At 61.1% G+C, this 22,779-nt stretch carries 24 protein-coding genes and 1 pseudogene; 16 read left to right on the forward strand and 9 right to left on the reverse strand.

Features of this window, described 5'->3' with window-relative positions; genetic code table 11:
* Both KBT70_RS16915 and KBT70_RS16920 read left to right on the forward strand, forming a co-directional pair.
* Window positions 1-822: HlyD family secretion protein (locus KBT70_RS16915; protein WP_296636873.1), on the forward strand; the 822-nt coding region annotated here is incomplete at its 5' end.
* Window position 823: 1 nt separating this feature from the next.
* Window positions 824-2,812 (forward strand): glycosyltransferase, encoded by a 1,989-nt coding sequence (locus KBT70_RS16920; protein ID WP_296636877.1) that lies wholly within the window; start codon window positions 824-826, stop codon window positions 2,810-2,812.
* Here KBT70_RS16920 and KBT70_RS16925 read toward each other — a convergent pair.
* From KBT70_RS16925 to KBT70_RS16950, 6 genes are all read right to left on the reverse strand, one after another.
* Window positions 2,793-3,896: a cache domain-containing protein gene (locus KBT70_RS16925; protein ID WP_296636879.1), complete on the reverse strand. Its 1,104-nt coding sequence runs from the start codon at window positions 3,894-3,896 to the stop codon at window positions 2,793-2,795. The genes KBT70_RS16920 and KBT70_RS16925 overlap by 20 nt on opposite strands.
* Before the next feature lie 13 nt (window positions 3,897-3,909).
* A complete protein-coding gene (locus tag KBT70_RS16930; protein WP_296636883.1) occupies window positions 3,910-4,476 on the reverse strand; it encodes a hypothetical protein in 567 nt (188 codons plus the stop codon).
* A 365-nt stretch (window positions 4,477-4,841) separates the two neighbouring features.
* Complete coding sequence (locus tag KBT70_RS16935) at window positions 4,842-6,449, reverse strand: FAD-dependent oxidoreductase (protein ID WP_296636889.1); 1,608 nt, start codon at window positions 6,447-6,449, stop codon at window positions 4,842-4,844.
* A gap of 59 nt (window positions 6,450-6,508) precedes the next feature.
* The gene (locus KBT70_RS16940) at window positions 6,509-8,074 is read right to left on the reverse strand and encodes an MFS transporter (protein WP_296636892.1); all 1,566 of its coding nucleotides are present in this window, start codon (window positions 8,072-8,074) and stop codon (window positions 6,509-6,511) included.
* 253 nt (window positions 8,075-8,327) lie between these two features.
* Complete coding sequence (locus KBT70_RS16945; RefSeq protein ID WP_296636894.1) at window positions 8,328-8,858, reverse strand: DUF1579 family protein; 531 nt, start codon at window positions 8,856-8,858, stop codon at window positions 8,328-8,330.
* Between the two features lie 43 nt (window positions 8,859-8,901).
* Window positions 8,902-9,567 carry an SDR family NAD(P)-dependent oxidoreductase gene (locus tag KBT70_RS16950; protein WP_296636897.1) on the reverse strand — a complete coding sequence of 222 codons (666 nt, stop codon included), beginning with the start codon at window positions 9,565-9,567 and terminating at the stop codon, window positions 8,902-8,904.
* Window positions 9,568-9,679: 112 nt separating this feature from the next.
* Here KBT70_RS16950 and KBT70_RS16955 point away from each other — a divergent pair, with 112 nt between their 5' ends.
* A complete protein-coding gene (locus tag KBT70_RS16955; RefSeq protein ID WP_296636903.1) occupies window positions 9,680-10,573 on the forward strand; it encodes a LysR family transcriptional regulator in 894 nt (297 codons plus the stop codon).
* Between the two features lie 276 nt (window positions 10,574-10,849).
* Window positions 10,850-11,078: pseudogene (locus KBT70_RS16960) on the forward strand (hypothetical protein); the annotation flags it as partial.
* Window positions 11,079-11,150: 72 nt separating this feature from the next.
* On the opposite strand, the gene KBT70_RS16965 reads toward KBT70_RS16960, so the two are convergent.
* Window positions 11,151-11,894, reverse strand: coding sequence for a Crp/Fnr family transcriptional regulator (locus KBT70_RS16965; RefSeq protein ID WP_296636984.1), 744 nt, complete (start codon window positions 11,892-11,894; stop codon window positions 11,151-11,153).
* Window positions 11,895-12,056: 162 nt separating this feature from the next.
* Here KBT70_RS16965 and KBT70_RS16970 point away from each other — a divergent pair, with 162 nt between their 5' ends.
* Entirely contained in the window at window positions 12,057-12,290 is a 234-nt protein-coding gene (locus KBT70_RS16970; RefSeq protein ID WP_296636905.1) for a hypothetical protein, read from the forward strand.
* A 20-nt stretch (window positions 12,291-12,310) separates the two neighbouring features.
* Here KBT70_RS16970 and KBT70_RS16975 read toward each other — a convergent pair whose 3' ends face one another.
* Both KBT70_RS16975 and KBT70_RS16980 read right to left on the reverse strand, forming a co-directional pair.
* Window positions 12,311-12,466: a DUF3309 family protein gene (locus tag KBT70_RS16975; RefSeq protein ID WP_296636909.1), complete on the reverse strand. Its 156-nt coding sequence runs from the start codon at window positions 12,464-12,466 to the stop codon at window positions 12,311-12,313.
* A 172-nt stretch (window positions 12,467-12,638) separates the two neighbouring features.
* Complete coding sequence (locus KBT70_RS16980) at window positions 12,639-12,836, reverse strand: hypothetical protein (RefSeq protein ID WP_296636912.1); 198 nt, start codon at window positions 12,834-12,836, stop codon at window positions 12,639-12,641.
* A gap of 285 nt (window positions 12,837-13,121) precedes the next feature.
* Here KBT70_RS16980 and KBT70_RS16985 point away from each other — a divergent pair, with 285 nt between their 5' ends.
* The 11 genes from KBT70_RS16985 to KBT70_RS17035 all read left to right on the forward strand — a co-directional run bounded on the left by KBT70_RS16985 (window position 13,122) and on the right by KBT70_RS17035 (window position 22,769).
* The gene (locus tag KBT70_RS16985) at window positions 13,122-13,643 is read left to right on the forward strand and encodes a hypothetical protein (protein WP_296636915.1); all 522 of its coding nucleotides are present in this window, start codon (window positions 13,122-13,124) and stop codon (window positions 13,641-13,643) included.
* Window positions 13,644-13,848: 205 nt separating this feature from the next.
* A complete protein-coding gene (locus KBT70_RS16990) occupies window positions 13,849-14,196 on the forward strand; it encodes a hypothetical protein (RefSeq protein ID WP_296636919.1) in 348 nt (115 codons plus the stop codon).
* Window positions 14,197-14,370: 174 nt separating this feature from the next.
* Window positions 14,371-14,613, forward strand: coding sequence for a bacteriocin (locus KBT70_RS16995; RefSeq protein ID WP_296636921.1), 243 nt, complete (start codon window positions 14,371-14,373; stop codon window positions 14,611-14,613).
* Between the two features lie 286 nt (window positions 14,614-14,899).
* Window positions 14,900-14,995: an SHOCT domain-containing protein gene (locus tag KBT70_RS17000; RefSeq protein ID WP_296636923.1), complete on the forward strand. Its 96-nt coding sequence runs from the start codon at window positions 14,900-14,902 to the stop codon at window positions 14,993-14,995.
* 233 nt (window positions 14,996-15,228) lie between these two features.
* Entirely contained in the window at window positions 15,229-15,564 is a 336-nt protein-coding gene (locus KBT70_RS17005; RefSeq protein ID WP_296636926.1) for a hypothetical protein, read from the forward strand.
* Between the two features lie 472 nt (window positions 15,565-16,036).
* Complete coding sequence (locus KBT70_RS17010) at window positions 16,037-17,347, forward strand: TolC family protein (RefSeq protein WP_296636931.1); 1,311 nt, start codon at window positions 16,037-16,039, stop codon at window positions 17,345-17,347.
* A gap of 17 nt (window positions 17,348-17,364) precedes the next feature.
* The gene (locus KBT70_RS17015; RefSeq protein WP_296636936.1) at window positions 17,365-18,705 is read left to right on the forward strand and encodes a copper oxidase; all 1,341 of its coding nucleotides are present in this window, start codon (window positions 17,365-17,367) and stop codon (window positions 18,703-18,705) included.
* 28 nt (window positions 18,706-18,733) lie between these two features.
* Window positions 18,734-19,249, forward strand: coding sequence for a cupredoxin family protein (locus KBT70_RS17020; RefSeq protein WP_296636939.1), 516 nt, complete (start codon window positions 18,734-18,736; stop codon window positions 19,247-19,249).
* Window positions 19,250-19,272: 23 nt separating this feature from the next.
* A complete protein-coding gene (locus KBT70_RS17025; RefSeq protein ID WP_296636943.1) occupies window positions 19,273-19,560 on the forward strand; it encodes a copper-binding protein in 288 nt (95 codons plus the stop codon).
* 113 nt (window positions 19,561-19,673) lie between these two features.
* Window positions 19,674-20,342, forward strand: coding sequence for a VTT domain-containing protein (locus KBT70_RS17030; RefSeq protein ID WP_296636948.1), 669 nt, complete (start codon window positions 19,674-19,676; stop codon window positions 20,340-20,342).
* Window positions 20,343-20,438: 96 nt separating this feature from the next.
* Window positions 20,439-22,769, forward strand: a complete 2,331-nt coding sequence (locus tag KBT70_RS17035) for a heavy metal translocating P-type ATPase (protein ID WP_296636952.1) — start codon at window positions 20,439-20,441, stop codon at window positions 22,767-22,769.
* Window positions 22,770-22,779 lie beyond the last annotated feature (10 nt).

Consider the following 22,779-nt stretch of genomic DNA (forward strand, 5'->3'; position numbering starts at 1 on the left):
CGTCAGTATCGGCTCGAGGAGTTGCGAATTCAACTCAGTCATGCGCGCACCAGACTTTCGATTGCGGAACGCGCGCGTGCAGGGAGAGAGGACGATCAACGCCCGGACCAAGGGCTGGAGGGCGACAGCGACCGCGTGCCGAATATGTCCGACCCGGAAGGCTTCGCACTTGATCAAGCCCGAGAGCGCGTGAAAGTCCTTGAAACCGCGGTGCGCGCCGCCGAGCAGCATGTGTTTCTAGGCGATGGATACAATGACGCGCCGAATTCAGAGCAACGCGCGGTGGCACTGGATAGCGTCATCGCTGGCCTTGAGGCTGATCTTGCAGAGGCCAAAGCGCATTTGGACGCTATTCTGAACCGCATTCAACGGGAACAGGTGCAGATCAACAGTCTTGCCGGAGGCGAAATTCGCTCTCCTGTGAGCGGGCTTCTGTGGGAGGTTCTGGAAGCTGACGGGGTCTATGTGCAGCGCGGTGACCCCTTGATTCGCCTGGTCGATTGCAACGCTTCCTTCGTCACACTCTCGGTCGCCGAGTCTGTTTACAACAGCCTTGTGAATGGCCAGTCCGCCCGGTTCCGCCTTACGGGCAGCAATCAGGTCTTTAACGGAACTGTGACGCGTCTTGCGGGCAGTGGCGCGGCTACAATCTATGAGAAACTTGCCGTGCGTCCGAGCCAAAAGCATCTTGAGCGTTACGATGTCGCGTTGCTGGTGCCTGAGATGTCCGCTGATCCGGAATTGGGTTGCGCCATTGGCCGGACTGGTCGCGTTTTCTTCGAAACCCGGCCTCTGGACTGGCTGCGGAACCTTTTGCGCTAGTATGCTTCCCCCTGTTTTCCTCAGTGAAATCGGCGCTGCGACCCTTCAATTGATACTGTTGCTTGGCGTCGCGCTGGTGCTGCCGTTGTTCTTTGATCGCGACCGGAACATGCACCGAACGCTTCTGCTTGCATGTGCGGCGCTTCTTGCCGCCCGATACGCGTGGTGGCGCGCCACTGAAACGCTCGCGCCTCCCGGATGGACGCTCGACATGCTGGCCAGTTGGTCGCTCTTCGGGTTGGAAGCCGTTGCGCTCTTGGGGAACATGTCGGCGTTTCTGATCATGACCCGCCGCAAGGATCGCAGCCGCGAAGCCGACGCCAATCTCGGTTGGTGGGGCGATGCGCAGGTGCCGCGTGTTGCAATTCTCATTGCAACCTACAACGAAGACTTCGAGGTTCTGGAACGAACGATCGTCGGCGCAAAATCTCTGCGACACAGCAACAAAGAGGTGTTGGTGCTTGATGATGGTCGCCGCGACTGGTTGCGCGACTACTGCGAGAAACTCGGGGTTCGATACATACGCCGATCCGAGAACAAGGGGTCTAAAGCAGGCAACGTCAATCATGCACTGGAATGTCTTGCAGCAGATGCTGTGCAACCAGATTTCGTGGCCGTCCTGGACGCTGACTTTGTGCCGCACTACGGGTTCATCTCACGCACGCTTGCGCTCTTTCACGATCCAGATGTCGGGCTTGTCCAGACACCGCAGCATTTCTTCAACGCAGATCCCATTCAGCACAATCTTGGAATCAGCCGGTCCTATCCTGATGAACAGAGATTTTTTTTCGATCATGTTCAACCGTCGCGCGATGGGTGGGGTATTGCGTTTTGCTGCGGAACGTCGTCGGTCACACGTTGGACAGCCTTGGAACAGATTGGAGGGCTTCCTACCGAAAGCATTACGGAAGACTTCATGTTGACCCTCAAGCTGCAGAACTCTGGGTGGAAGACTGTCTATCTGGAAGAGCCGCTGACAGAAGGGCTCGCACCGGAAGGCTTGAAGGAATATCTCACGCAGCGCGCGCGGTGGTGCCTTGGGCTGATGCAGATTGCGCGCTCGTCGCTTGGCCCATTCGCAAAGAGCAATCTACGGATACGCGACCGTTGGAGCGTCATCGACTCCATGTTGTTCTGGTCGACGACCTTTTCATTCCGCCTTGCCGCGTTGGTCTATCCACTTCTCTATTGGTTTCTGAATGTCACTGTGGTTGATGCGCGCCTCGCGGACGTCATCTCGTATTTCGGCACTTACTACCTCATGATCATGGTGGCTCTCAATAATCTGAGCCGTGGCATGGTGGTGCCAATTCTGAATGATGTCAGCCAGTTGATTGGTGCAATCCCTATCACGAAAGCGGCGTTCGTCGGGATTCTAAAGCCAAAGGGGCACCCCTTTGTCGTCACGGCCAAGGGCGGGGACAGATCCGGTATCATTGTCCAATGGCGCATTCTCGCGCCTTTCGCGGCCTGTCTTTTCCTGACTTTGCTTGGTTTGGCGCTTGGCATCGCCTCCGACCGTTTCGCGTTCAATGACGCCGGAGATGGCAAGGGCGTCATACTGTTCTGGACGCTCTACAACATTCTGGTTCTGGCCGTTACGATCATAGCCTGTATCGAGTTGCCGCGACGCGAGCGCCATATCGCAGATCGTCCGGAACGGGTTGATTTCATCTCAGATGGAACCAGACTCCGACTTTGGATGACCTCTCTGACGCTCGATACCGCTCGGGTGCGCGGCGAGGTTCTGCCGCTGGGCAAAACCGGCATCCTCGATATCCAGGATGTTGGGCAGGTTGATGCGACCGTTCTTGCGGAAACGGCCGACGGAGCACGCTTGCTTCTCAAACTGTCGGAAACTCAGCGGAACGCCTTGCTGCTTCGTTTTCATGCCGCGGACGACACGGCGCCAGGTGTGGCGCAAACTCAGAGTGCCGCGTTGCTGCGCGACCTGCTCCGGCGGCTATCGTTCAACCGTCATCCTCATTGACCCGCCTTGCTTGGATCAGGGCCAGAGCCGTGGACAGGCGCGCGGCCTCTCGCGTGCTGCGTGTTTCCAGAGGATATAGCTCCTTGCCCGAGGCGACATGCCCCGCCTCTTCTGCAAGACGTTCCAAGGGGCGCAAGAAGGAATAGACGTAGATACTCGCCGCGCCGAACAGAACCAAGGTAACAATCACCAATGTCGTGCCGATATTCCAAGCTAAATCATTGACTTGGGGTCGAAAGGTCTCTGATCTCAATCGCCCGATCGCGCGCCAGCCAAAGTTTGGCAATGACTTGTAGCCTACTTCCGGGACAACGGAGCTGAAATATTCCGCGCCATCTGGCCAAGTCACTCTTGCCGCAAGAGCCGAGCCTGCGCGCGCCACGCGCGACAATTCCGGACTAATGGCCTCTTGAGTTTCGCCGGTGGTTGAAAAGCTTATGTTACCGTCAGGGTCGAGCAAGAAGAGGTCAATGGCCAAAGATGCGCTGATTTCATTCAGCATCTGCTCGAACCATGCGGCGTCAATATGCAGACCCAAGACTCCAAGGGTTCCGTTCGACTGGGATACGATAGGGATTGCCAGGTCGATAAAGCGCATTGGCTCTTCCGCGTCAGGTGCAAGCGCCTGTGCGAGAAGAACGGCATCATGCACGTCTTCCGCCACTCTCCCTTTCAATCCATTGCGAAACCATGGACGTTTGCTAACGTCTTTACCTACCAACAACCCGTCCGATGCGAGTTGCACGATCCCGTTCGCATTCGCATACCCGATCCAAGAGATGTGATCCCCACTTCCGCGCATTCCCTCGATCAGCGCTTGCGCCCCCGAGAGATTGTCCCGACCGAGCATCTGCGCTGCGTGATCCAGATCCTGCCAATCGGAATAGAGACTGCGGAGCAACATTTCCACGGCGGCAGAGGTGCGAATCCGGACCATTTCGTCAAGCGTGTCATCAACCACGCCTCTGAGGCGTGTGGTCAGCGACAGCCCACCGGCCAAGCCGGCGAGGATCAGCGCCACAAATACAAACCCGTAAAGAGAGCGACTTAAAGTCAGGCTTGGAAGATCGGCTCTGGGTTCCATATCATCGCGTCCGCTAGAATGTATTGTAGGACACCCCGACGAAGATCTCTTCTTCGACAAAGCGATATCCGGCCCTCAACGAGATTGGACCTTCTCCCAACTTTTTTGACAGACCGATGGAACGCTCGTCATAGGCGTCACTTCCACCGGCGGAAAACTCTACCGCATAGCCCGATTGACCCAAGCCAAACTGCGAGAGGACGAACCAACTTCGGTCAATGCTGTTGACCTCACCCAAGAGATAAAGAAAGCCGAAGTCTGTTGCTGTGTAACGGTCCACCGAAACCTTCAAACCACCTTTCACGCTCTCGTCAGACTTGTCGTCGTCTTTCACGAGCGAGACAACGGGACCGACTTTTACCGCGACGTCCCCCGTCCCCGGAACCTGATAGGTGACACTAAGCGATGCGACTGCTCCACCGTCGTAATCCGCGACAAGCCCGCCAAAGGTAAGTGGTCCTTGGGATACGCTCAACACACCGTTCAACGAGTTTCTACCGGCATCAAGCTGTATGAATGTCCCATCTGCCGCAGCGGGGGCCACAACGAGCACAGATGACGCAACGGTTGCTCCCATCATGCGGTAGTGCCGTATCAGTTCGCTGCTCGCCATATCTGGACGTAACATCCTCAGGTTGCATCAATCAACCCTCTACATTTCAAACAAGCATCAACTCGCGCATGCGGCCCTGCAAACATCAAGTGGTCCAACTGGTCCGCTTCCTGGTGCAGGCCGATGTCGCACAGGCCAAGGCTGCGCACGACCGGATGGCAACCTTCACAAAAGCGGAGCTAGGGTTCATCTGCCGCGAAGTCCTGATCGAGACCGCAGACTGTGCCGCGATTGTCGTAGACCGCTCTCGCTCTGAAAATAGGCCCGTTCACGCCATGCCTGAGCCGCGTGAGCGAGGGTGTAAGCCCCGGCGCTGCCCGCACGCAGCAGACCTACGGCAGGCTTGCGTTGGCGGCCGCGACATGGTTCCAGACCTTCGAGATGACGACAGAGCCTTCGCCCACAGCCGAGGCGACGCGCTTGACCGACGTCGCGCGGACATCGCCAACGGCAAAGATGCCGGGGCAGGAGGTGGCGTGGCTGGCGTCGGTCAGCACAAAACCCTTGGCGTCAAGATCGACCAGTCCAGCCAGCCAGCCGGTATTGGGTGCGGCGCCCACCATCACGAACAATCCGGCTGCGGGCAGGCGACGGTCTCCGTCCGGGCCATGCAGGGTCACGGCCTCCAGCGTCTCCGCTCCGTGCAGCGCCGTGATCTCCGAGTTGAAATGCACGGTGATCGCGTCGTTCTTGCGGATTCGTTCAATCAGGTAATCCGACATCGACGCTGCCAGAGACGCGCCTCGAACCACCAGATGCACGCGCGCCGCGCGGCGGCTGAGGAACATCGCCGCTTGGCCTGCCGAGTTGCCACCACCGATCACCACCGCCGCCCGGCCTTGGACATGGCGCGCCTCAAGCTCGGTCGCCGCATAGGACAAACCCGCGCCTTCGAATTCCTCCAGTCGGTCGATCGGCAAGCGGCGATACTGCACCCCTGTCGCCACGACAATCCCGCGGGCGGTGATCGCGACGCCATCGTCCAGCGTCAGATTGAAACCTGTCTCGGCTCTTTCCACACCAGTGACCCGGCGCGGCACGGCAAATCGGGTGCCGAATTTAAGCGCCTGAATTTCGCCCCGTGCGCACAGATCGGCACCGGATATGCCGGTGGGAAAGCCCATGTAATTCTCGATCCGCGATGATGTAGCCGCCTGTCCGCCCACGGCCAGTTCGTCGATCACAAGCGCGCGCAACCCTTCGGCCCCGGCATAGACCCCGGCCGCAAGGCCAGCCGGACCCGCGCCCACGATCACCACATCGAAATCGGCGCCTTGCTCCACGGCCTGATCCAAGCCGAAGTGCCGCGCAAGGATGCGCGGCGTCGGATCGGCAACGACCGTTCGTTCGCCCAGGACCACGCTAGCGCGATCCTCCGCAACACCGCAGCGTTCGGCCATCGCCAGCGCTTCGGGGCTGCCGATGGCATGGGCACGGTAGGGAATGCGGTTCTGCGCAGCAAAAGCCTCGATCCGCCGAACGGCGCGGTCCGCCTCCGCCCCGATCAGGGTCAACCCAGCCTGACCGCTTTCGATCAACCGGCGGCGGCGGGCGGCAAAAACGGTGATGAGGATGTCGCTCATCTCGGGAATATCGGCCATCGCTTGCAGCATGGCGGCGCGCGGCACACGGATCGCGGTCAGCGGCGTGATCGCGCGATTGGTCAGTTGCGCCGTTCCCCCCGACAGAAAGCTCATCTCGCCGGTGAATTGCGTCGGGCCAAGCGTAGCGTTGCCATAGCGGGTGCCGGTCACTTCATCCCAGGCGGCCGCCTCGCCGTCGAGGATATAAAAGAACGCCTCGTTCGGGGCTCCAAAAGCGACCATAGTCTCGTTCGGGGCAAAGGTGACGACCTCGCCAATCTCGCGCAGCCGAGCGATGTGGGCATTCGTGAGCGGGGTGCGGACATAGGTGGAAAGATCAACGGCGGCATTTTCCATCACGGGGTTCCTTCCACGGGGTTCCTTCGGATATTAGGGATATGATAGGTCGCGGCGCATCAACCGGCAAGCCAATGGGTCACACGCGGCTCGGTTCCCGGCTTCAAGAATGCCCGCAAGGTCGCTTCCATGGTTTGCGCCTCGGCCGATTGGCGGCTGCGTTGACGCAGGTGATCCTCCCAACTGGCAACAAGGTTGGTTTCCAACCACTGGCCGGGCTCGGCGCCATGCCGGAACAGATCCCATTCAAGGGTGCCGCTGGACCGCCTTGTCTGGGCGATCCTTTGCATCAGGGCGGTAAAGTCTGCCTCGGTGCCGGGCACGACGTCATAGGCGATGGTGACGAAAACCGGACCGGATGTCGCGGGGCAGGCGACCTGCGGCTGCGGCCAGCGCGGTTCGACCACCACGGCGGCATCCGACGTTGTGCCGGGGGCGCGTAGGTGCCGCGTGGCGAGGGCGGTGGCGATCTGGGTCATCCCTGCCGCCACCAACGCCGTCACCAGACCGGCCTGTGACGCCAGCGCACCCCAGCCCGCACTGCCAATCGCAAGCCCAAGTCCAAGCGCCAGCATGAACAGCGCTGCAGCCCGGCCCCGCACCCAAGGCGGTGTCGCCGTCTGCGCACCCGCCATCAAGAGCGCGAGCGTCACCATCCAGCCGACGCCAGCCATCACCAGGGCGGGCCAGACCAGCGCAGGCACCGTCACAGCCAGCAGCGCGAGGCCCAGAAGCCCCCCGGCCATCGCCAGCAATTGCTGCGCCGTCAACCGCGCTCGCAATCTGGGCAGCGCTAACCCGGTTAGGGCCGACCCGGCCCCCACCAGTCCCAGAAGGATGCCATAGTCCAGCGGCCCCGCCCCCGGCACACGCCGCGCCACCACCGGCAGCAAGGCCCAAAGTGCGCTGGCCGGAAGCGCAAAGGCCAGTGTGCGCAGCAGCGTATCGCGCAACTCTGGCGCATGGCGGGCATAGCGTAAACCGGCGCGCAAGGCTTGCATCGGACGCTCGCGCGGCATGGTGGCCGCAGGCCGCGCCGCCGGCCGCCACAGCAAGAACACGACCAGAACAGCGCCAAAGCTGACGGCGTTCAGGGCGAAGACCGCCGGAACCCCCGCCAATGCCACCAGGGCGCCGCCAAGGGCGGGGCCGACCGCGCGCGCCACGTTGAACGAAATGCCGTTCAGCACCATCGCCTGTGCGAGTTGCGCCTCGCCGACGATCTCGGCCAGCACCGCCTGTGCAGGCGGGCTGACAAAGGCTGCCCCGGCCGCCCCCGCAAAAGTCAGCGCAAGGATCAGCGCGGGCGTGGCCAGCCCAAACGCCGCCACCAGCGCCAACGCCCCCGACACCGCGATCAGCCAGACGTGCCCGGCCAGAATCAGCCTCCGCCGGTCCAGCAGGTCGGCCATGATCCCCGCAGGCAGCACGACAAAAACCATCGCCGCCATCGCCGCGGATTGCAGAAGTGCGATCAGCGTGGGCGAGGTGGTCAGGTCCGTCATCAACCAGGCGCGACCCACCTCCTGCATCCAGGTCCCAAGGTTGGACACGGCGGTTGCGATGAAAAGCATCCGGAAAACCGGCGCGGCCAAAGGCCCGCGCGATGGTAAAGATTGGGTCATGATCGCCTCATGTAAACGGGTCGGACGTGTTGCGCGTGCTGATCAGCGTGCTGTGTCCGCGCAAGGCCAAAAGCGTCGCCAGCATGCCGCCGATCATGCCCGCGCCGATAATGCCGATCTCCATCATCGCGCCCACGCCGTTGCGGCCGAGCGTCGGCAGGAAAGGATAGTTGTGCGTGTCATGAAGGGGCTCCCTGATCGGCGCCGCGCGCGGATTGTGGGGGGGAAATGCGCCGAAGCTCCGGCCAAGCCGTCAGCCCTGCCGTGTGAAGACCTGCTCGACGAACAGATACGATGCGCCGCCCGGATAGCGGACATGGATGCGCTGGCTGTTGGAGTCGGGTCCATGAACCGCAAAATCAAACCGCAGATCGCGCTTTCGGCCCGTCGGCTCTGGCCCCATCCCCGCCTCGATGCTGATGCCGTGCAGGGGCAACAGCTCCGGCGTCTCGTCGCCGCGCCCGGTGTAGATCATCTGCCCGGGCTCATAGCTGTCCACAGTGACCAGCTCGAACCGCCCTTCCAGCCGGTTGTATCCCAGCGTCGCCTCGCGCACCGTCACGCCGTCGCCGCCGATCAGGGTTTCGCGCAAGTACCGCCCTCCAAGGATCAGATGCCGTTCGGCCGTCATGCCGGGAATGCTGAAAGGCTCGGCGCCAAGCCCCGGCCAGACCCGCATCGCGACGGTCCAGTTGCCCAGAAGTGGCTGCATCCAGCCATGCTCGACCCCCGGTGCAGCCAGCCTGTCAGATGCGGTTTGTGCTGAAGTTTCAGACGTCGTCATAGGTTTGTCCTTTCGTGTATCGAATGGGCTGCGTGTCGCGCGCTTAACTGCCGTCGAACACATGCTCGACCTTGCGCTCGGCGCCGCCATGCATTGTCCAGAACGCATCGGCGATGCGGTCAGGGTCAAAGGCGGTGCCTGGGGCGACCTGCCCCGCAATCGTCACGGTGCCAAGCCGCAGGCCCTCGGCCGCGAATTCGGGCGCGCTGGCGTGAACGAAGCCGCGCAGCGCGGATTTCACCGCCGTCAGTGCAGGCACGGCGCCACCGTATTGCGGTGCCAACGCAAGTCCGCCCCCCGTCATCAGTATCGATCCACCGCCCTGCGCCGACATCATCGGCGCCACCACCTGCGTTGCCGTCAAAGCGCTGGTCAGGCCCAGCCGAAGCTGGCGGTCAAAGTCTGCGGGTTCCAGCGCGAGCGCTGGCGTTTCATCCCACAGCGCCGCGTTCCAGACCAGAACCTCTGGGGTGCCATGATCTGCAGTGATCGCCTTGATCACCCCTTGCACTGCAGCGTGATCAGACAGATCCGCCGAATAGGGTGCTGCCACGCCGCCAGCGGCCAGAAGGGACGCCGCAAGATCGGCCAGACGGTCTTTATCGCGGGCGATCATCGCCACCCGGAAACCCTCGGCTGCAAAGCGGCGCGCGATGGCGGCGCCGACACCCGGGCCAACCCCGGCAATGATGGCAAGACGAGTGATCATGCGGTCGTTCCTCTCGGGTTTCATTATCTGAACTCGAACATGGACCTTTCCTCAGAAATTTCTATTCACTATGGTGAATTACAGATATCTGTTTCATGGATAAGGGTGCCAGATGACCTTTGATCTCAATCTGCTCCTGACTTTCGAGGCGATGGACAAGGCACGCAGCGTCTCGGGTGCTGCGCGGCTTCTGGGCCTGAGCCAACCCGCAACCAGCGCTGCATTGTCCCGCCTGCGCCAGTCCCTTGGGAACGAGCTGTTCAGCTATGCCGGCGGTGCGATGCAACCGACCCCCATGGCGCGGCGGCTCGCGCCGGGACTTCATGCCGCGCTTACGGAGTTGCGCGGCCTGCTGGATGCGGAACGGACATTCGCGCCCGCGACCGCCACTGGCTGCTTTGTGCTGGGCATGACTGATTACGCCAGCACGGTGATCGCGCCCGCCCTGTCGGCCTTGGTCGCCGCAACCGCCCCCGGCATCGACCTGCGCTTGCAGGGCTATGACAAGGCCAGCGTGGCAGCGTTGATCGACAGTGGCAGCATGGATTTGGTGATCGGCAGCTTTGCGGATCCGCCGGAACGGTCAGTGGCCACACCCTTGCTGCGCGAAGGCTTTGTCGGGGTGGCGCGCGCCGGACATCCCGCCCTGACCGGCTCGATGGACGCGGCCCGGTTCGCAGCACTCGACCACGCTTTGTTTACGCTGGCCCGCGACGGGCGGGGTGCTGTAGACGATGTGCTTGCAGCGCAGGGCCTGACGCGCCGGGTGCGGCTGGCGCTGCCGCATCTGATGGCCCTGCCAGACATCTTGCGCGCCACCGATCTAGTCGCGGCTGTGCCAGCCCGCGCAGCGGCACGCTTTGGCCCCGGCATCGCGACATTTGATCTGGATTTTCTGGGACTGCCACAGTGGACGTTGCACATGCTGTGGTCGCCGTTTTCGCGAAAAGACAGCGCGACAGCGTGGTTGCGCGAGACGGTGGTAAAGGTTTGCGTTGATCTGTAAAAACTGTTCATTTACGATGGCACATACTCTCAAGTCAAAATTAAAACTCTGATATTATTAATCTATTTCGTTCAATCTGCTGCATAGTTAACCCACCGTTTGAAAATGATTGCAAGAGCGCGCGTTGTGGCGCTGCTTACCGGACTGGCCTTGGTTTCTATACCACGAGCGCGAACAGAGAGCCCTCGCCGTCCATCGCCCGCGCGCTATATAAGAAGTGTGGGCGCGGGTGACAAAATCTTTGGTTAAAATGCAAAATTCCAGCATTTTGCACTTATGAAGCCTCGTGCGCCGTCCTTCCATGATGAATCGGATGCTCTCTTCCTCGACGCTGAGGAGGTGGAACAGTCGTCCGAGGGATCTTTGGTTCCGGCCCGGTCAGATGGATGAGGAGCCGGATTACTTGCCGCCCGGACCACGGGCCGAACCGCGTGAAGCCGAAGTCCTCGACGATTGGCGGAAAGCAAAGGCGGGTCATGCTGCGCGTCTTGCCCGTCTGGCCGGCCACGCGCGCACTGGCGTAAGCATTGGGATAGCGGAAAGACCCCGTCATGGCGGCACTTGCCGGAGTGGGGTTTCACCGCAGGAGCGGGCCGTCGTGATCGAGATAGCCTGTGTCAAAGGCTGATACGTCCCTGAGGCGGTCGAGGTTGTCGAAGGTGACGCGGCCCTTTTGAAAGGTCAGAAGCCCTTCATCGCGCAGATGGCGGAGCACGCGGTTGACATGGACCGCACTCAGCCCGAGTGCATCCGCGAGATGATATTGGGTCAGCGGACAGGGAAACCCTGTCTTGTCGCCCAATCCCACCAGCCGCAGGCGCGCTCCAAGTTCGAGCAGCAGATGCGCCATGCGCTCTTCGGCGGACCGGCGGCCGATGTTGACCAGATGTTCCACCACCATCGCCTCGTCCCTGGACGCCGCCCAGAGAACAGCGGTGGCAAGGCGCGGGGCATGCGCGAAAGCATCGAAAATATCGGTGGCGAGAACCTCGGAGGCCTCGATGCGCGTGACCGCCTCGCTGCTGTGATCCGACGTGCGGAAGAGGATGCTGCGCAGCCCTAGGAAATCACCCGGAACCTGGAAGTTCACGATCTGGCGGTCGCCGTCGGGCAGAACCTTGTAAGCGACGGCCCAGCCTTCGGCGAGGATGAAGGCGGAGGCGTTGGATTGCCCCTCATGGAGCATCTCATGCCCCGGCAAGAAGGTTCGTCTGCGTCGGTGAAAGCGTGCGAGCGTTTCGAGATCGACCTCCGACAGAGCAACGAAAGCCGAGAGTTTTTGGGTCAGGGGGCTGTCCAGGGGCAACGTTCGACCTTTCATGAGAAAGTTGCGGCTGAGGTATACCCGATACCGATAGCCGGAACATGCGCGGACAAAACTGCTCTGCATCAGTCCATCCTAGCAGGAGATACCTATAATTGCGACCATGTTGCGGGTCCCTGAGGACCGGTGCAGCAACCTCGAGTAGAAAGTGAAGCTGACATGTCCCTTCCGCCTGACACCGCCGGAACCGCCGCCCTGGCAATTTGCGAGTCGTTGCTGCTTGCCCTTAACGATCACAACATCCTGCCGGAGAAAGAGATTGTCGGCATTCTCGAGGATGCCGCCGCCGCGCATGCGAACGCCCCGTCCGGTGATGACGAGGCGCTGCACAGGTCAGTGGCGGTCTTGATCAACGGCATTCTGGCCGGGGGCAATTCCGTGCGCCGGCGCTGAGGTGGACATTGGCCCCGCCGTCAGAGGCGTCCGGTGAGGACCAGCACGATCAGGATGACAAGAACAAGGCCGAGCCCGCCACTTGGCCCATAGCCCCATGACCGGCTATGCCCCCAAGTTGGCAGCACGCCGAGCAGGACCAGGACGAGAAGAACGATGAGAATGGTGCCAAGCATGATGTTTGCCCTTTTTTGCTGTGAAAGTTCAGAGGTCCTGCTGTGCAGGGAGCGGGACTGCGCGGATTGATCTTGTGGAAGCCGTTTCAGTCCCTTTCCGGGAACTTACGACTCCGCATGTTGTCGCGAAGGATGCTTTCGACCGCGCGCGACTCTTAGGTGGCCGCGGTGATCAGACCAAGGCCTCGATGGCGGCGCGACATTCCTCCAGGCACATGGTTTGATCATTGAGCGCGAGCGCGGTTTGCGCCGCCCGGAAATGTGCCAGCGCCTTGGTCTTGCCTGGACCACCGGGGGCGTCGCAGCACGTTTTCCAGGTGTCGTTCATCTGGTGCGACATGGATGTGAAGAGCGGTCGATCTGATGTCACGGTCGGTTCCTTGGCGCGGTCATAAAAGGGGCAAGCGCTCCGCTTGCGGAATAGGTTGGGGTGGCCCCAGTCCATATCAAACTAGGGGATGAATCGAGCGCCTAGGCTGATCCATGTAAGTATCGAGCCGTGTTTTTCCTGCGACAAGCAAGGCACGAGCGGGCGGATCTGCGAAGAGCCCGCGGATGTTCGAACTTCACATCACATCCGGACAGGGAATGCGCGTTCTGGCCTCAAGGCCCTGACGTCTGGCTCTGCCGGTGAGAGCAAATCAAGGATATTCCTATGAAACTTCTTCACACTACAGCCCTGTGTTGCGTCTTTGCTCTGGCTGCCGCCGGTCCTTTGGCCGCTGCGGGCAAGACCCTCTCCGGGGTTGCCGTCAGCTCTGACCTGAGCGCCTATGAGGACAACAATGTTCTCAAATACTGGCCGACGCTGGAAGAGGATATCGCCGCGGCGATCGCCTCGAAACTGACCGTGGATGACAGTGCCGATGCACCGCGGATCTCGGTCGAGATCAACAAGGTGGCGATTGATGGCGATACCAAGCTGCCGGACTCGGGCGAGTTCAACCAGCTTGAAGGCACCGTGACCACCCATGAGGGCAACAACAACGTCAACTCGGTGGCCAAGGGCCAAACCCGCGATGCCCTGATCGGCAGCTATGCCCTGCGCATGACAGCCGTCAGCGGCGAGCGCGTGGTGCCCGATGACTGGGTCCTGGTGGCCCCGTCGCAGGAGGATTTCTACAACGCCCTCATCAATGCCTATGCAACGACCATCGTCGAGCGTATCGCGGAATAACCACCACACGGAACCGCCGGTCCGATATGTATCGGGCCGGCGTTTTTACCTGCGCCTGCGCTTGCGGATCACGTCGCAGGGATGCAACCGCCCGGTTTGCGCGTTGCTGCAGAGGCGTATTTTGCAAAGCCTGCCCGCCCCGCTGCTCACCCACAAAGGGGGGGCTGGCGATGGCGCATGAGATTACAAGCAAAAGGACGCAGCCATGACAGATGAAGATAGCCTCTGGGCGATGGAAGAGCGGTTCTGGACCGAAGGTGCCAACAGCGCCCGGACGATGACAGCCAAGGGGGCGGTGTTTGTCTTTCCCTATCCGGTCGGCATCCTGCGGGGCGACCAGATCTGGCGCGAAGGCCTGGTGGCGCAGCGGTGGCGCTCGGTCGGGTTCTCCGAGCAGTGCTTTGCCCGGGAAAAGGATGTGGCGATCCTCGCCTATCATGTCTCGGCCGAACGCGACGGCACGCCGATCTACGAGGGCTATTGCACCTCGTCCTACCTGAACGACGATGGCACCTGGCTGCGGATGGCGCATCAGCAAACACCCACCTCCTGAGCCTTTCCCTCGCCGTTTCGCAGCGCCGGGATTTGTGCGCGAAATGACGTCAGGCCGCAGGCAGCCCTAACCCAGATCAGTCGCACCACGGTCAGGCCATGACACTGTGGACCGGTCTGGTGTCACCGCTGCGCAGTCTTTTGCGCAGGCCGCACCAAGGAAAGGACAAACGCGATGGGCTATCATGGGTTGAAGATCGGGCATGGGTTGAAGATCGGGGCCGTCATTCTGGCGGCGGCGCTGCTTGCGGCCTGCACGAACGCGGATGGAAGCGCCAACAAGGCGGGCACAGGGGCCGTCATCGGGGGGCTCACCGGCGTTGCTGCCGGGCAGATCGCCGGGGGTGGCACCGGGGCCACAGTGCTCGGTGGTGCGGTCGGAGCCGGGGTCGGTGGGTTGATCGGGGCAAACCAGTAGGGGCGTCGAGGTCCGGCAACTGAGCCCGGTGATCAACCTGCTCTTGTCGGATCAATGTGCTGGATCCGTGGCGCTGGCCTTTGCCGAGTATTTCGACGTGCCTGCGGAAGACATGGTTGTCCAAGGCTATGGCGAAAGTTTCGTGAAGGTCCCTACACCATAGGACACATGATGCGGGGCAGCGGACATAGCGGGTGGGGAGGTTCCGGGATGCTTCTTTTCTGGGGCCTCATCATCGCGGTTGCTGTCATTGCAATGCGCGCTCACCGACAAGCGCCAAGGCGACATGCGCGATCCGCTAGAGATTCTCAAGGAGCGCTTCGCGCGCGGCGAGATTGACGAGGACGAGGTTCGCCGCCGCAAGCAAGACCTTCAATCGTGAACGCCCCCCCAGCGACAGCTAACACCTGCTTTGGGCGGGTTCACATCCGCAAGATTTTGGATTGTTTACAGCCCGCAGTCTGAGTTGGCACTGGTCTTGTCATGCTTACACTGTTGAATACGCGAACCCTCGCTTGCCGATATGATACCCGCGACAAAGCATTTGTTCGTTATCTCTCTTAAAGGTATAAACGTCGTATGGATTTGGTGCGAAAACTGGTCGGAATGCTCATCGTGGCGCTCGTCATCGTGACGGGCGCAAACAGCGTCGCCATGGCCTCAAGCAAAATCGAGCATCAAAAGCACTGCGTTGACGCTGTTGACGCACAAGTACAAGATATGGGTTTGCATGACGCTAACTCACATGATCATGGCGACACCTCATCGCGCCATACAATGCCAGGACATGATCATGAAACCTGCATGCTTCACGCCTGCCAGGCGCTGTCGCCAGAGATGAGCGTGGCTCAAGAACCGCATCATGTCTTGCTTATGACTTTGATTTGGCCTGAAAATTCGCTGAACGATCCTGTCCACAAGGACGATCTGCAAAGACCCCCAAGATCCTGATCCAGCTCGCCTAGCGGGCACCTTGGACTGCAACGGGCCACAGCGTGGCCCCCAAAAAGCAATCTGGACCGGATCTGGAGGTTTCATTGAGAACCACACTTTTGTTGGGTATTTGCACAGCCCTTTCGGCCTGTGCAAATACCCCCGACCTGCCGACGCGGGATACGCTTGCACCAGCGGCAAGGACGGATGCCGAGACACCCCCCACAACCTTTCCCGATGTTCTCGTCGGCTACACGTCCCGTCCCGTCAAAGGGCCTGACGATTGGCGCACCTTGAACCGACGGCAATCCCCCGCCGAAGGGGAGGGTTCCTGATGCCGCGCATATCGAAATCTGGACTTGCAATTCTGACATCTTTTGCCCTTGCGGCCTGCACATCGCCTGATCAGGTGGCGCGCCTGTCCGACCCCAAAGCAGGGTTTTCGGCAGTCACCAGCCCGGCGCGCGCAATCCTGAACAAAGATACTGTAATGCTCCTGTCAGCCTCGGAAATCGAGACCAATGCCAAGCGCGTGCATGCTCTGGTTCATGAACGCACGATTGACGCTGACACAGCCGTGCAGGTGGCGTTGCTCAACAATCGCGGCCTTCAATCTTCCTACGCCCGGCTCGGCGTGTCCTCTGCTGATGTGTGGCAGAGCATCATGCAACCCAACCCCGTCGCGTCCCTTGGGGTATTCCAGATCGGTGCCGATGGCCTTAATGGATACGGGTCTGTAGAGGGCATGATCGCCTTCAACCTGTTGGCAGCCTTCACGCAACCGGATCGCACACGTCAAGCCGAATTGCGTTTCACGCAAACCCAGCTTCAGGCACTCGAGGACACACTTCGCGTCGCTGTGGAGACGCGGCGCGCATGGATCGAGGCGGTGTCGGCCTTCGAGACCGCGGGTCTGATACGGCAGGCGCAGGAAACCGCCGATGCTGGCTCAGAACTGGCGGCGCGGCTTGGGGATACCGGATACCTCAACAAGGCCGAACAGGCCCGCGAGCATGCCTTTCACGCAGAGCTTTCAGGACAGCGCGCCAAGGCCCGGCTTGATGCGCAACTGGCGAAGGAGGCGTTGACCCGGCAACTTGGCCTGTGGGGCAGTGAGGTCGATTACTATGTGCCCAATGCCCTACCAGGTTTGCCCGCTCGGGTGGTCGACGGGTCCGACATCGAGGCGCGCGCCCTTCGCAATCGCGTTGATCTGGCCATCGCGAAGCTCGAATTGCAAGCCTTGGCACAGGCGTACGGGATGACCAACGCCACGCGTTTCGTGAGCGACTTAGAGCTGATCGCGGGTGCCGAAACGGAACGCGAGAATGACGGCGGCAGTCTTCAATCGGACACCAAACCGCAACTCGAGTTGGAGTTTGCGATACCGATCTTCGACAGTGGCAAAGCTCGGATGAAAAAGGTTGAGGCCAGTTACATGATCGCCGCGCATGATCTGGCGCAACGAGCCGTCAACGTGCGCTCCGAGGCCCGCTCGGCCCATGCAGCGCACGTCGGCAGCCACCGGATCGCGCGGCACTACCGCGATGCCGTTCTGCCGCTGCGCAAGACCATCGAGGAGGAAGCGTTGCTCAGTTACAACGGCATGATCACCAGCACGTTCGAGTTGTTGGCCGATACCCGCGCACGGATGAGCTCGAACCTGTCTGAGGCGGAGGCGCGGCGTGATTTCTGGCTGGCAGATGCCAATCTCATGGCGGCGATTTATGGGGGTGGGTCGGCGTCCAGTGGGCGGGACGGCCGGGCGAATATCGCCAACGAATCGGTCGCCGGACATTGAGAACAAGGAGACAAGGAATGATGAACCGACGTCAAATGCTCACCGCAGGCGCAGGCCTTTTGGTGACCGGGGCTGCTGCTCGGGCGCAGAGCACGGGCTTGCCAGAGGCGGCCTTTATGGAGAGTGCGGCCACCCAGATCACCCCGCGCCCCACAACTGGGCCGGATTACAATCCAGTGGTCACACTGAACGGATGGACGTTGCCGTTTCGCATGAATGGCAACGTCAAGGAGTTCCACCTTGTGGCCGAGCCAGTGGAACGAGAAATGGCTGATGGTATGACCGCCAATCTCTGGGGGTACAACGGCCAGTCCACCGGACCGACCATCGAGGCGGTCGAGGGTGACCGGGTGCGCATTTTCGTGACCAACAAGCTGCCTGAACACACGTCGGTCCATTGGCATGGCATGATCCTGCCCTCTGGCATGGACGGTGTGGGCGGCCTGTCTCACAAAGCGATCCCGCCGGGCAAGACCTATGTCTACGAGTTCGACTTGGTGAAATCCGGCACATTCATGTACCACCCGCATGCAGATGAGATGGTGCAGATGGCCATGGGGATGATGGGAATGTTTATTGTGCATCCCAAAGACCCCACCTTCATGCCAGTCGACCGCGACTTCTGTTTTCTGCTCAACGCCTTCGACATCGTACCCGGTAGTTATACGCCGCGCGTCATGACGATGACGGATTTCAACCTCTGGTGCTGGAACAGCCGTCTATTTCCGGACATCGACCCGCTCGTTGTGGGCCTGGGCGATCGGGTGCGCGTGCGCGTTGGCAACCTCACGATGACGAACCACCCCATCCACATGCATGGCTACGATTTCGAAGTCACCTGCACCGATGGTGGTTGGGTGCCCAAGGCGGCACGCTGGCCTGAGGTGTCCATCGACATCCCCGTGGGAGCGATGCGCGCCTATGAATTCGACGCCATCCATCCCGGGGACTGGGCGATCCATTGTCACAAATCGCACCACACGATGAACGCCATGGGCCACGACGTGCCGAACTTTATTGGTGCGGACAAGCGGCAGGTCACGGACATGATCCGTAAACATCAGCCGGAATTCATGCCGATGGGTTCGAGCGGCATGGCCGAAATGGGAATGATGTCGATGGAAATCCCTGACAACACGGTGCCGATGATGACTGGCTGGGGCCCGCACGGCCCCATCGAGATGGGTGGCATGTTCTCGGTGGTAAAGGTGCGCGATGGCATCGCGCCGGGCGATTATTCCGATCCCGGCTGGTATGAGAACCCGCCCGGAACCGAAGCCTGGGAATGGACAGGCGAACTTCCTGATTTCACACGCAACGACAGCGCAAGGACCAAGCTCACCCCAACCAAGGGCTGAGATCATGACACGAAAGAGGAGTATCTCCATGAAACTAACAGCACTCACCACCGCTTTCCTGTTCGGTGCCGGCACCGCAATGGCCGCAGGCAGCCATGCTGGTGGGCATGGCCACGACGACGGGCAAATGGCAGGTCATGGCCACGCCGACATGATGCAAGTCGGCCAGCCCGGCACGCTGGAAGAGGCAAGCCGCACCATCGAGATCACGATGCGCGAGACATCAGACGGCGGGATGCTCTTCGAGCCCGGTGATCTGAATTTCAAACCCGGCGAAACCGTGCGCTTGCGCATCCATAATGCGGGTGAGGTCGACCACGAGTTCGTCATGGATACCCATGAAAACAACGAAGAACACCGCAAGCTGATGCAGAAGTTTCCGGAAATGGAGCATGACGATCCCAACGCCATCCGGCTTGCACCGGGCGAAACCGGCGATATCGTCTGGAGCTTTGCGAACACCGGCACCTTCCAGTTCGCCTGTCTGATCCCCGGCCATATGGAAGCTGGCATGCACGGACCGATCCACGTCCAGAGCAATTGAACATACCGAATAAGGAGACCACTATGAAACCGATCAAGACCGCTGCCGCCGTAAGCTTCGCCCTCGCCGTCACAGTGTTGGGCGCATGGGCCGAACCCGTCTATACAAAGGGCGTGGTCAAGTCCGTAAAGCCTGAAGACGGCAAGGTGACCATCATCCACGAAGAGCTCGTCGAGCTTGAAATGCCCGCGATGACCATGGTGTTTCGCGTGTCCGACGAGGCCATGTTCGACAGGCTCGAAGAAGGCAAAGAGATAGAGTTCACTGTCGAGCGACTGGATGGAAAGCTGACCGTGACGGGTCTGAAATGATAGAGTGCAGGGGTGATCATCTTTGATCACCCCTGCCGCCGTTGTCGAATGAAGGAGATCAGGCATGGTCGAGGCCTGCTGCCCTTCGGCGCACGCCCTGGAGGTTATGTGATATGATCCTGCGCGCCGCACTACTGACGGGCCTAGCCATTCTGGGGCTCGCAACGCTTGGTATTTGGATCTTCGCACCTTGGGCGCTGACCGAAGCCCTCAGCTTGCTGGAAGGCGCGCGCGTTGAGGAACTGGTGACGCGCGCCGGGATCTGGGGACCTGTTCTGATCATTACGCTGATGACCCTAGCCGTCGTGGCCAGCCCGATCCCGAGTGCGCCAATCGCCTTGGCGGCGGGGGCGGCTTATGGGCACCTCTGGGGGACACTACAGGTCGTCATCGGTGCCGAGCTAGGTGCATTGATCGCATTCGGCCTCGCTCGGTTTCTGGGGCAAGATATCCTACGGCGCGTGTTTGGCGATCGCGTTGACGCCGGGCTTCTGGGGTCGCAAACTGCCTTGACGGCCACGGTCTTTGCCTCGCGCCTTATGCCCTTCGTGTCGTTTGACATGATCAGCTACGCCGCCGGTCTAAGCCGCTTGCATGCCTGGCGATTTGCCTTGGCGACACTGGCTGGCATCATCCCGGCGAGTTTCCTCCTCGCGCATTTCGGAGGCGAGGCGGTTAGTGGCGATATCGGACGGACGACATGGGCGGTGCTCGGCCTCGGACTTGTGACCGGCTTGCCTTTGCTCTGGGTGGCAACACGACGAAAGACCGACGAAACCTGACAGGAACGCAAAGTAGCTGCGCATAGAATTGCCAACTCTATCCTTGACCTTCCAGTGACGGGAATCCCCACATCAAGACTGAAAGGACACAATCAGATGGCTCATCACGATCACCACAGCGCCCTTGAGATTGCTCCGGGGGCCAATGTCGCGACTGATCCCGTCTGCGGTATGCAGGTCGAGATCAAGGAAAGTGCACGGAGCCGGGATTACGGGAACGCCACATTCTATTTCTGTTCTGACGGGTGCCAGAATAAATTCGACGTCGATCCTTATTTCTATGCCTCCGGCAATGCCCAGACTGTCAAGACGCGTGCGCAGCGTGGAGCCCAATATACCTGCCCGATGCATCCCGAGATCGTCCGCGACGCGCCCGGCTCCTGCCCGATCTGTGGCATGGCGCTGGAGCCGATGGTGCCTTCGGACGAGCCCTCCGAAGAACTGACAGATTTCACCCGGCGGATGTGGATCAGCGCTGCGGCGGCGGTGCCGCTCATGATCATCACGATGGGCGAGTTGGTTGGGCTGGACGTGCGCGGCTGGCTCGGCCACCGTCTGTCGGTCTATGCCGAATTTGTTCTGGCCACACCGATCATCCTCTGGGCGGCGCAGCCCTTCTTTCGGCGCGGCATCGATTCGATCCGAAATGCCTCTCCCAACATGTGGACGCTGATTTCGCTCGGCGTCGGGGCTGCGTATCTCTACTCGCTGGTGGCCACCTTCGCACCCGAGATATTCCCAAACGAGTATCGGATGGGCGACGGTGTCGGCACCTATTACGAGGCCGCCGTCGTGATCATCGCGCTGGTTTTTGTCGGGCAGGTTCTGGAACTGCGCGCACGCGCGCGCACCGGCGATGCGATCCGCGCGCTTCTCGACCTTGCCCCCAAGACAGCCCGCCGCATCCTGCCCGATGGGTCGGAATATGATGCCCCGCTCGAGAATATCTCGGAGGGCGACATGCTGCGCGTGCGTCCGGGCGACAGCGTGCCGGTGGACGGCGAAGTGATCGAGGGCCGCTCCTCAGTGGATGAGAGCATGATCACGGGCGAGTCATTGCCGGTGGAAAAGACTGCGGGCGATGGCCTGACCGGCGGCACGATCAACAAGAACGGCACTCTGGCCATGCGCGCGACCAAGATCGGTGCCGATACGGTGCTGTCGCAGATCGTCGACATGGTGGCGGGCGCTCGCATGTCGCGCGCGCCAATTCAGGGGCTGGCGGACAAGGTCGCCTCGGTTTTCGTGCCTGCGGTGGTGCTCGTGGCCTTGGTTGCCTTCGCCACTTGGCTCTCGGTCGGGCCCGATCCGGCACTGGCCTTTGCCATCGCTTCGGCGGTTTCGGTGCTCATCATCGCTTGCCCCTGCGCGCTGGGGCTCGCCACTCCGATCTCGATCACCACCGCCGCGGGCCGTGGCGCGCAGGCCGGCGTGCTGATCAAGGATGCCGAGGCGTTGGAACACATGGGCCGGGTCGATACCCTGATCGTAGACAAGACCGGGACACTGACCGAAGGCAAACCCCGGCTCACCGATGTGATCGCACTCAAGGGCGAACAGGGCGAGGTGCTCCGTCTTGCCGCCGCACTTGAACGCGGGTCCGAGCATCCGCTGGCCGAAGCCATCGTCGCCGGGGCCCACGAGCGCGGACTGAAACCGGAGCGCGCCGAGGATTTCGAGGCGGTGACCGGCAAGGGCGTGCGCGGCACGGTCGAGGGGCGAAGCGTGGCACTTGGCAATGTGGCGATGATGCGGGATCTCGGGCTCGACACGGATGCGGCGGACGCGCAGGCCGACGACCTTCGGGGCGACGGCAAGACGGCGATGTTCGTGGCCGTCGACAGCGAGATTACCGGGATCGTGGCTGTGGCCGATCCGATCAAGGACACGACTGAGGCCGCGATCCGCGAACTGCATGCTCTGGGCCTGACCATCATCATGGCAACCGGCGACAACCAACGCACGGCCGAGGCGGTAGCGTCGAGGCTTGGCATCGACGAGGTGCGCGCCGGTGTTCTGCCCGAGGACAAGCAGAAACTGGTCGTAGAGTTGCGCGCCAAGGGCGCGCTGGTAGCTATGGCGGGCGACGGGGTGAACGATGCGCCTGCACTCGCCGCCGCCGATGTCGGCATCGCGATGAGCACGGGGGCGGATGTCGCGGTGGAAAGCGCCGGGATCACCCTGCTCAATGGGGATCTGACGGGCCTTGTGCGGGCACGCAAGCTGGCGCGGGCGACGCTGCGGAACATTCGACAAAACCTGTTCTTTGCCTTCGCTTACAACGCCTTGGGCGTACCGATCGCGGCCGGTGTGCTCTATCCCTTTACCGGAACGCTGCTCTCGCCGATGATCGCGGCCGCCGCGATGAGCCTCTCCTCTGTCTCGGTGATTTCCAATGCGCTGAGGTTGAGGCGGGTGAAGCTCTGATCCACCGTGA

It is taken from the genome of Roseovarius sp., from assembly GCF_018066915.1.
Classification (GTDB): domain Bacteria; phylum Pseudomonadota; class Alphaproteobacteria; order Rhodobacterales; family Rhodobacteraceae; genus Roseovarius.

Excerpts from the sequence above, each read along its gene's own strand:
- KBT70_RS16970 (WP_296636905.1), top strand. The coding sequence starts at position 12,057 with ATGTCCCTTCCGCCTGACACCGCCGGAACCGCCGCCCTGGCAATTTGC.
- KBT70_RS16940 (WP_296636892.1), bottom strand. The coding sequence starts at position 8,074 with ATGACCCAATCTTTACCATCGCGCGGGCCTTTGGCCGCGCCGGTTTTC.
- KBT70_RS17025 (WP_296636943.1), top strand. The coding sequence starts at position 19,273 with ATGAAACCGATCAAGACCGCTGCCGCCGTAAGCTTCGCCCTCGCCGTC.
- KBT70_RS16935 (WP_296636889.1), bottom strand. The coding sequence starts at position 6,449 with ATGGAAAATGCCGCCGTTGATCTTTCCACCTATGTCCGCACCCCGCTC.
- KBT70_RS16925 (WP_296636879.1), bottom strand. The coding sequence starts at position 3,896 with ATGGAACCCAGAGCCGATCTTCCAAGCCTGACTTTAAGTCGCTCTCTT.
- KBT70_RS17010 (WP_296636931.1), top strand. The coding sequence starts at position 16,037 with ATGCTCCTGTCAGCCTCGGAAATCGAGACCAATGCCAAGCGCGTGCAT.
- KBT70_RS17030 (WP_296636948.1), top strand. The coding sequence starts at position 19,674 with ATGATCCTGCGCGCCGCACTACTGACGGGCCTAGCCATTCTGGGGCTC.
- KBT70_RS16955 (WP_296636903.1), top strand. The coding sequence starts at position 9,680 with ATGACCTTTGATCTCAATCTGCTCCTGACTTTCGAGGCGATGGACAAG.
- KBT70_RS16965 (WP_296636984.1), bottom strand. The coding sequence starts at position 11,894 with ATGAAAGGTCGAACGTTGCCCCTGGACAGCCCCCTGACCCAAAAACTC.
- KBT70_RS17015 (WP_296636936.1), top strand. The coding sequence starts at position 17,365 with ATGATGAACCGACGTCAAATGCTCACCGCAGGCGCAGGCCTTTTGGTG.
- KBT70_RS16930 (WP_296636883.1), bottom strand. The coding sequence starts at position 4,476 with ATGATGGGAGCAACCGTTGCGTCATCTGTGCTCGTTGTGGCCCCCGCT.
- KBT70_RS16995 (WP_296636921.1), top strand. The coding sequence starts at position 14,371 with ATGGGCTATCATGGGTTGAAGATCGGGCATGGGTTGAAGATCGGGGCC.
- KBT70_RS16950 (WP_296636897.1), bottom strand. The coding sequence starts at position 9,567 with ATGATCACTCGTCTTGCCATCATTGCCGGGGTTGGCCCGGGTGTCGGC.
- KBT70_RS16945 (WP_296636894.1), bottom strand. The coding sequence starts at position 8,858 with ATGACGACGTCTGAAACTTCAGCACAAACCGCATCTGACAGGCTGGCT.
- KBT70_RS16920 (WP_296636877.1), top strand. The coding sequence starts at position 824 with ATGCTTCCCCCTGTTTTCCTCAGTGAAATCGGCGCTGCGACCCTTCAA.
- KBT70_RS17000 (WP_296636923.1), top strand. The coding sequence starts at position 14,900 with ATGCGCGATCCGCTAGAGATTCTCAAGGAGCGCTTCGCGCGCGGCGAG.
- KBT70_RS17035 (WP_296636952.1), top strand. The coding sequence starts at position 20,439 with ATGGCTCATCACGATCACCACAGCGCCCTTGAGATTGCTCCGGGGGCC.
- KBT70_RS16985 (WP_296636915.1), top strand. The coding sequence starts at position 13,122 with ATGAAACTTCTTCACACTACAGCCCTGTGTTGCGTCTTTGCTCTGGCT.
- KBT70_RS16990 (WP_296636919.1), top strand. The coding sequence starts at position 13,849 with ATGACAGATGAAGATAGCCTCTGGGCGATGGAAGAGCGGTTCTGGACC.
- KBT70_RS16975 (WP_296636909.1), bottom strand. The coding sequence starts at position 12,466 with ATGCTTGGCACCATTCTCATCGTTCTTCTCGTCCTGGTCCTGCTCGGC.
- KBT70_RS17020 (WP_296636939.1), top strand. The coding sequence starts at position 18,734 with ATGAAACTAACAGCACTCACCACCGCTTTCCTGTTCGGTGCCGGCACC.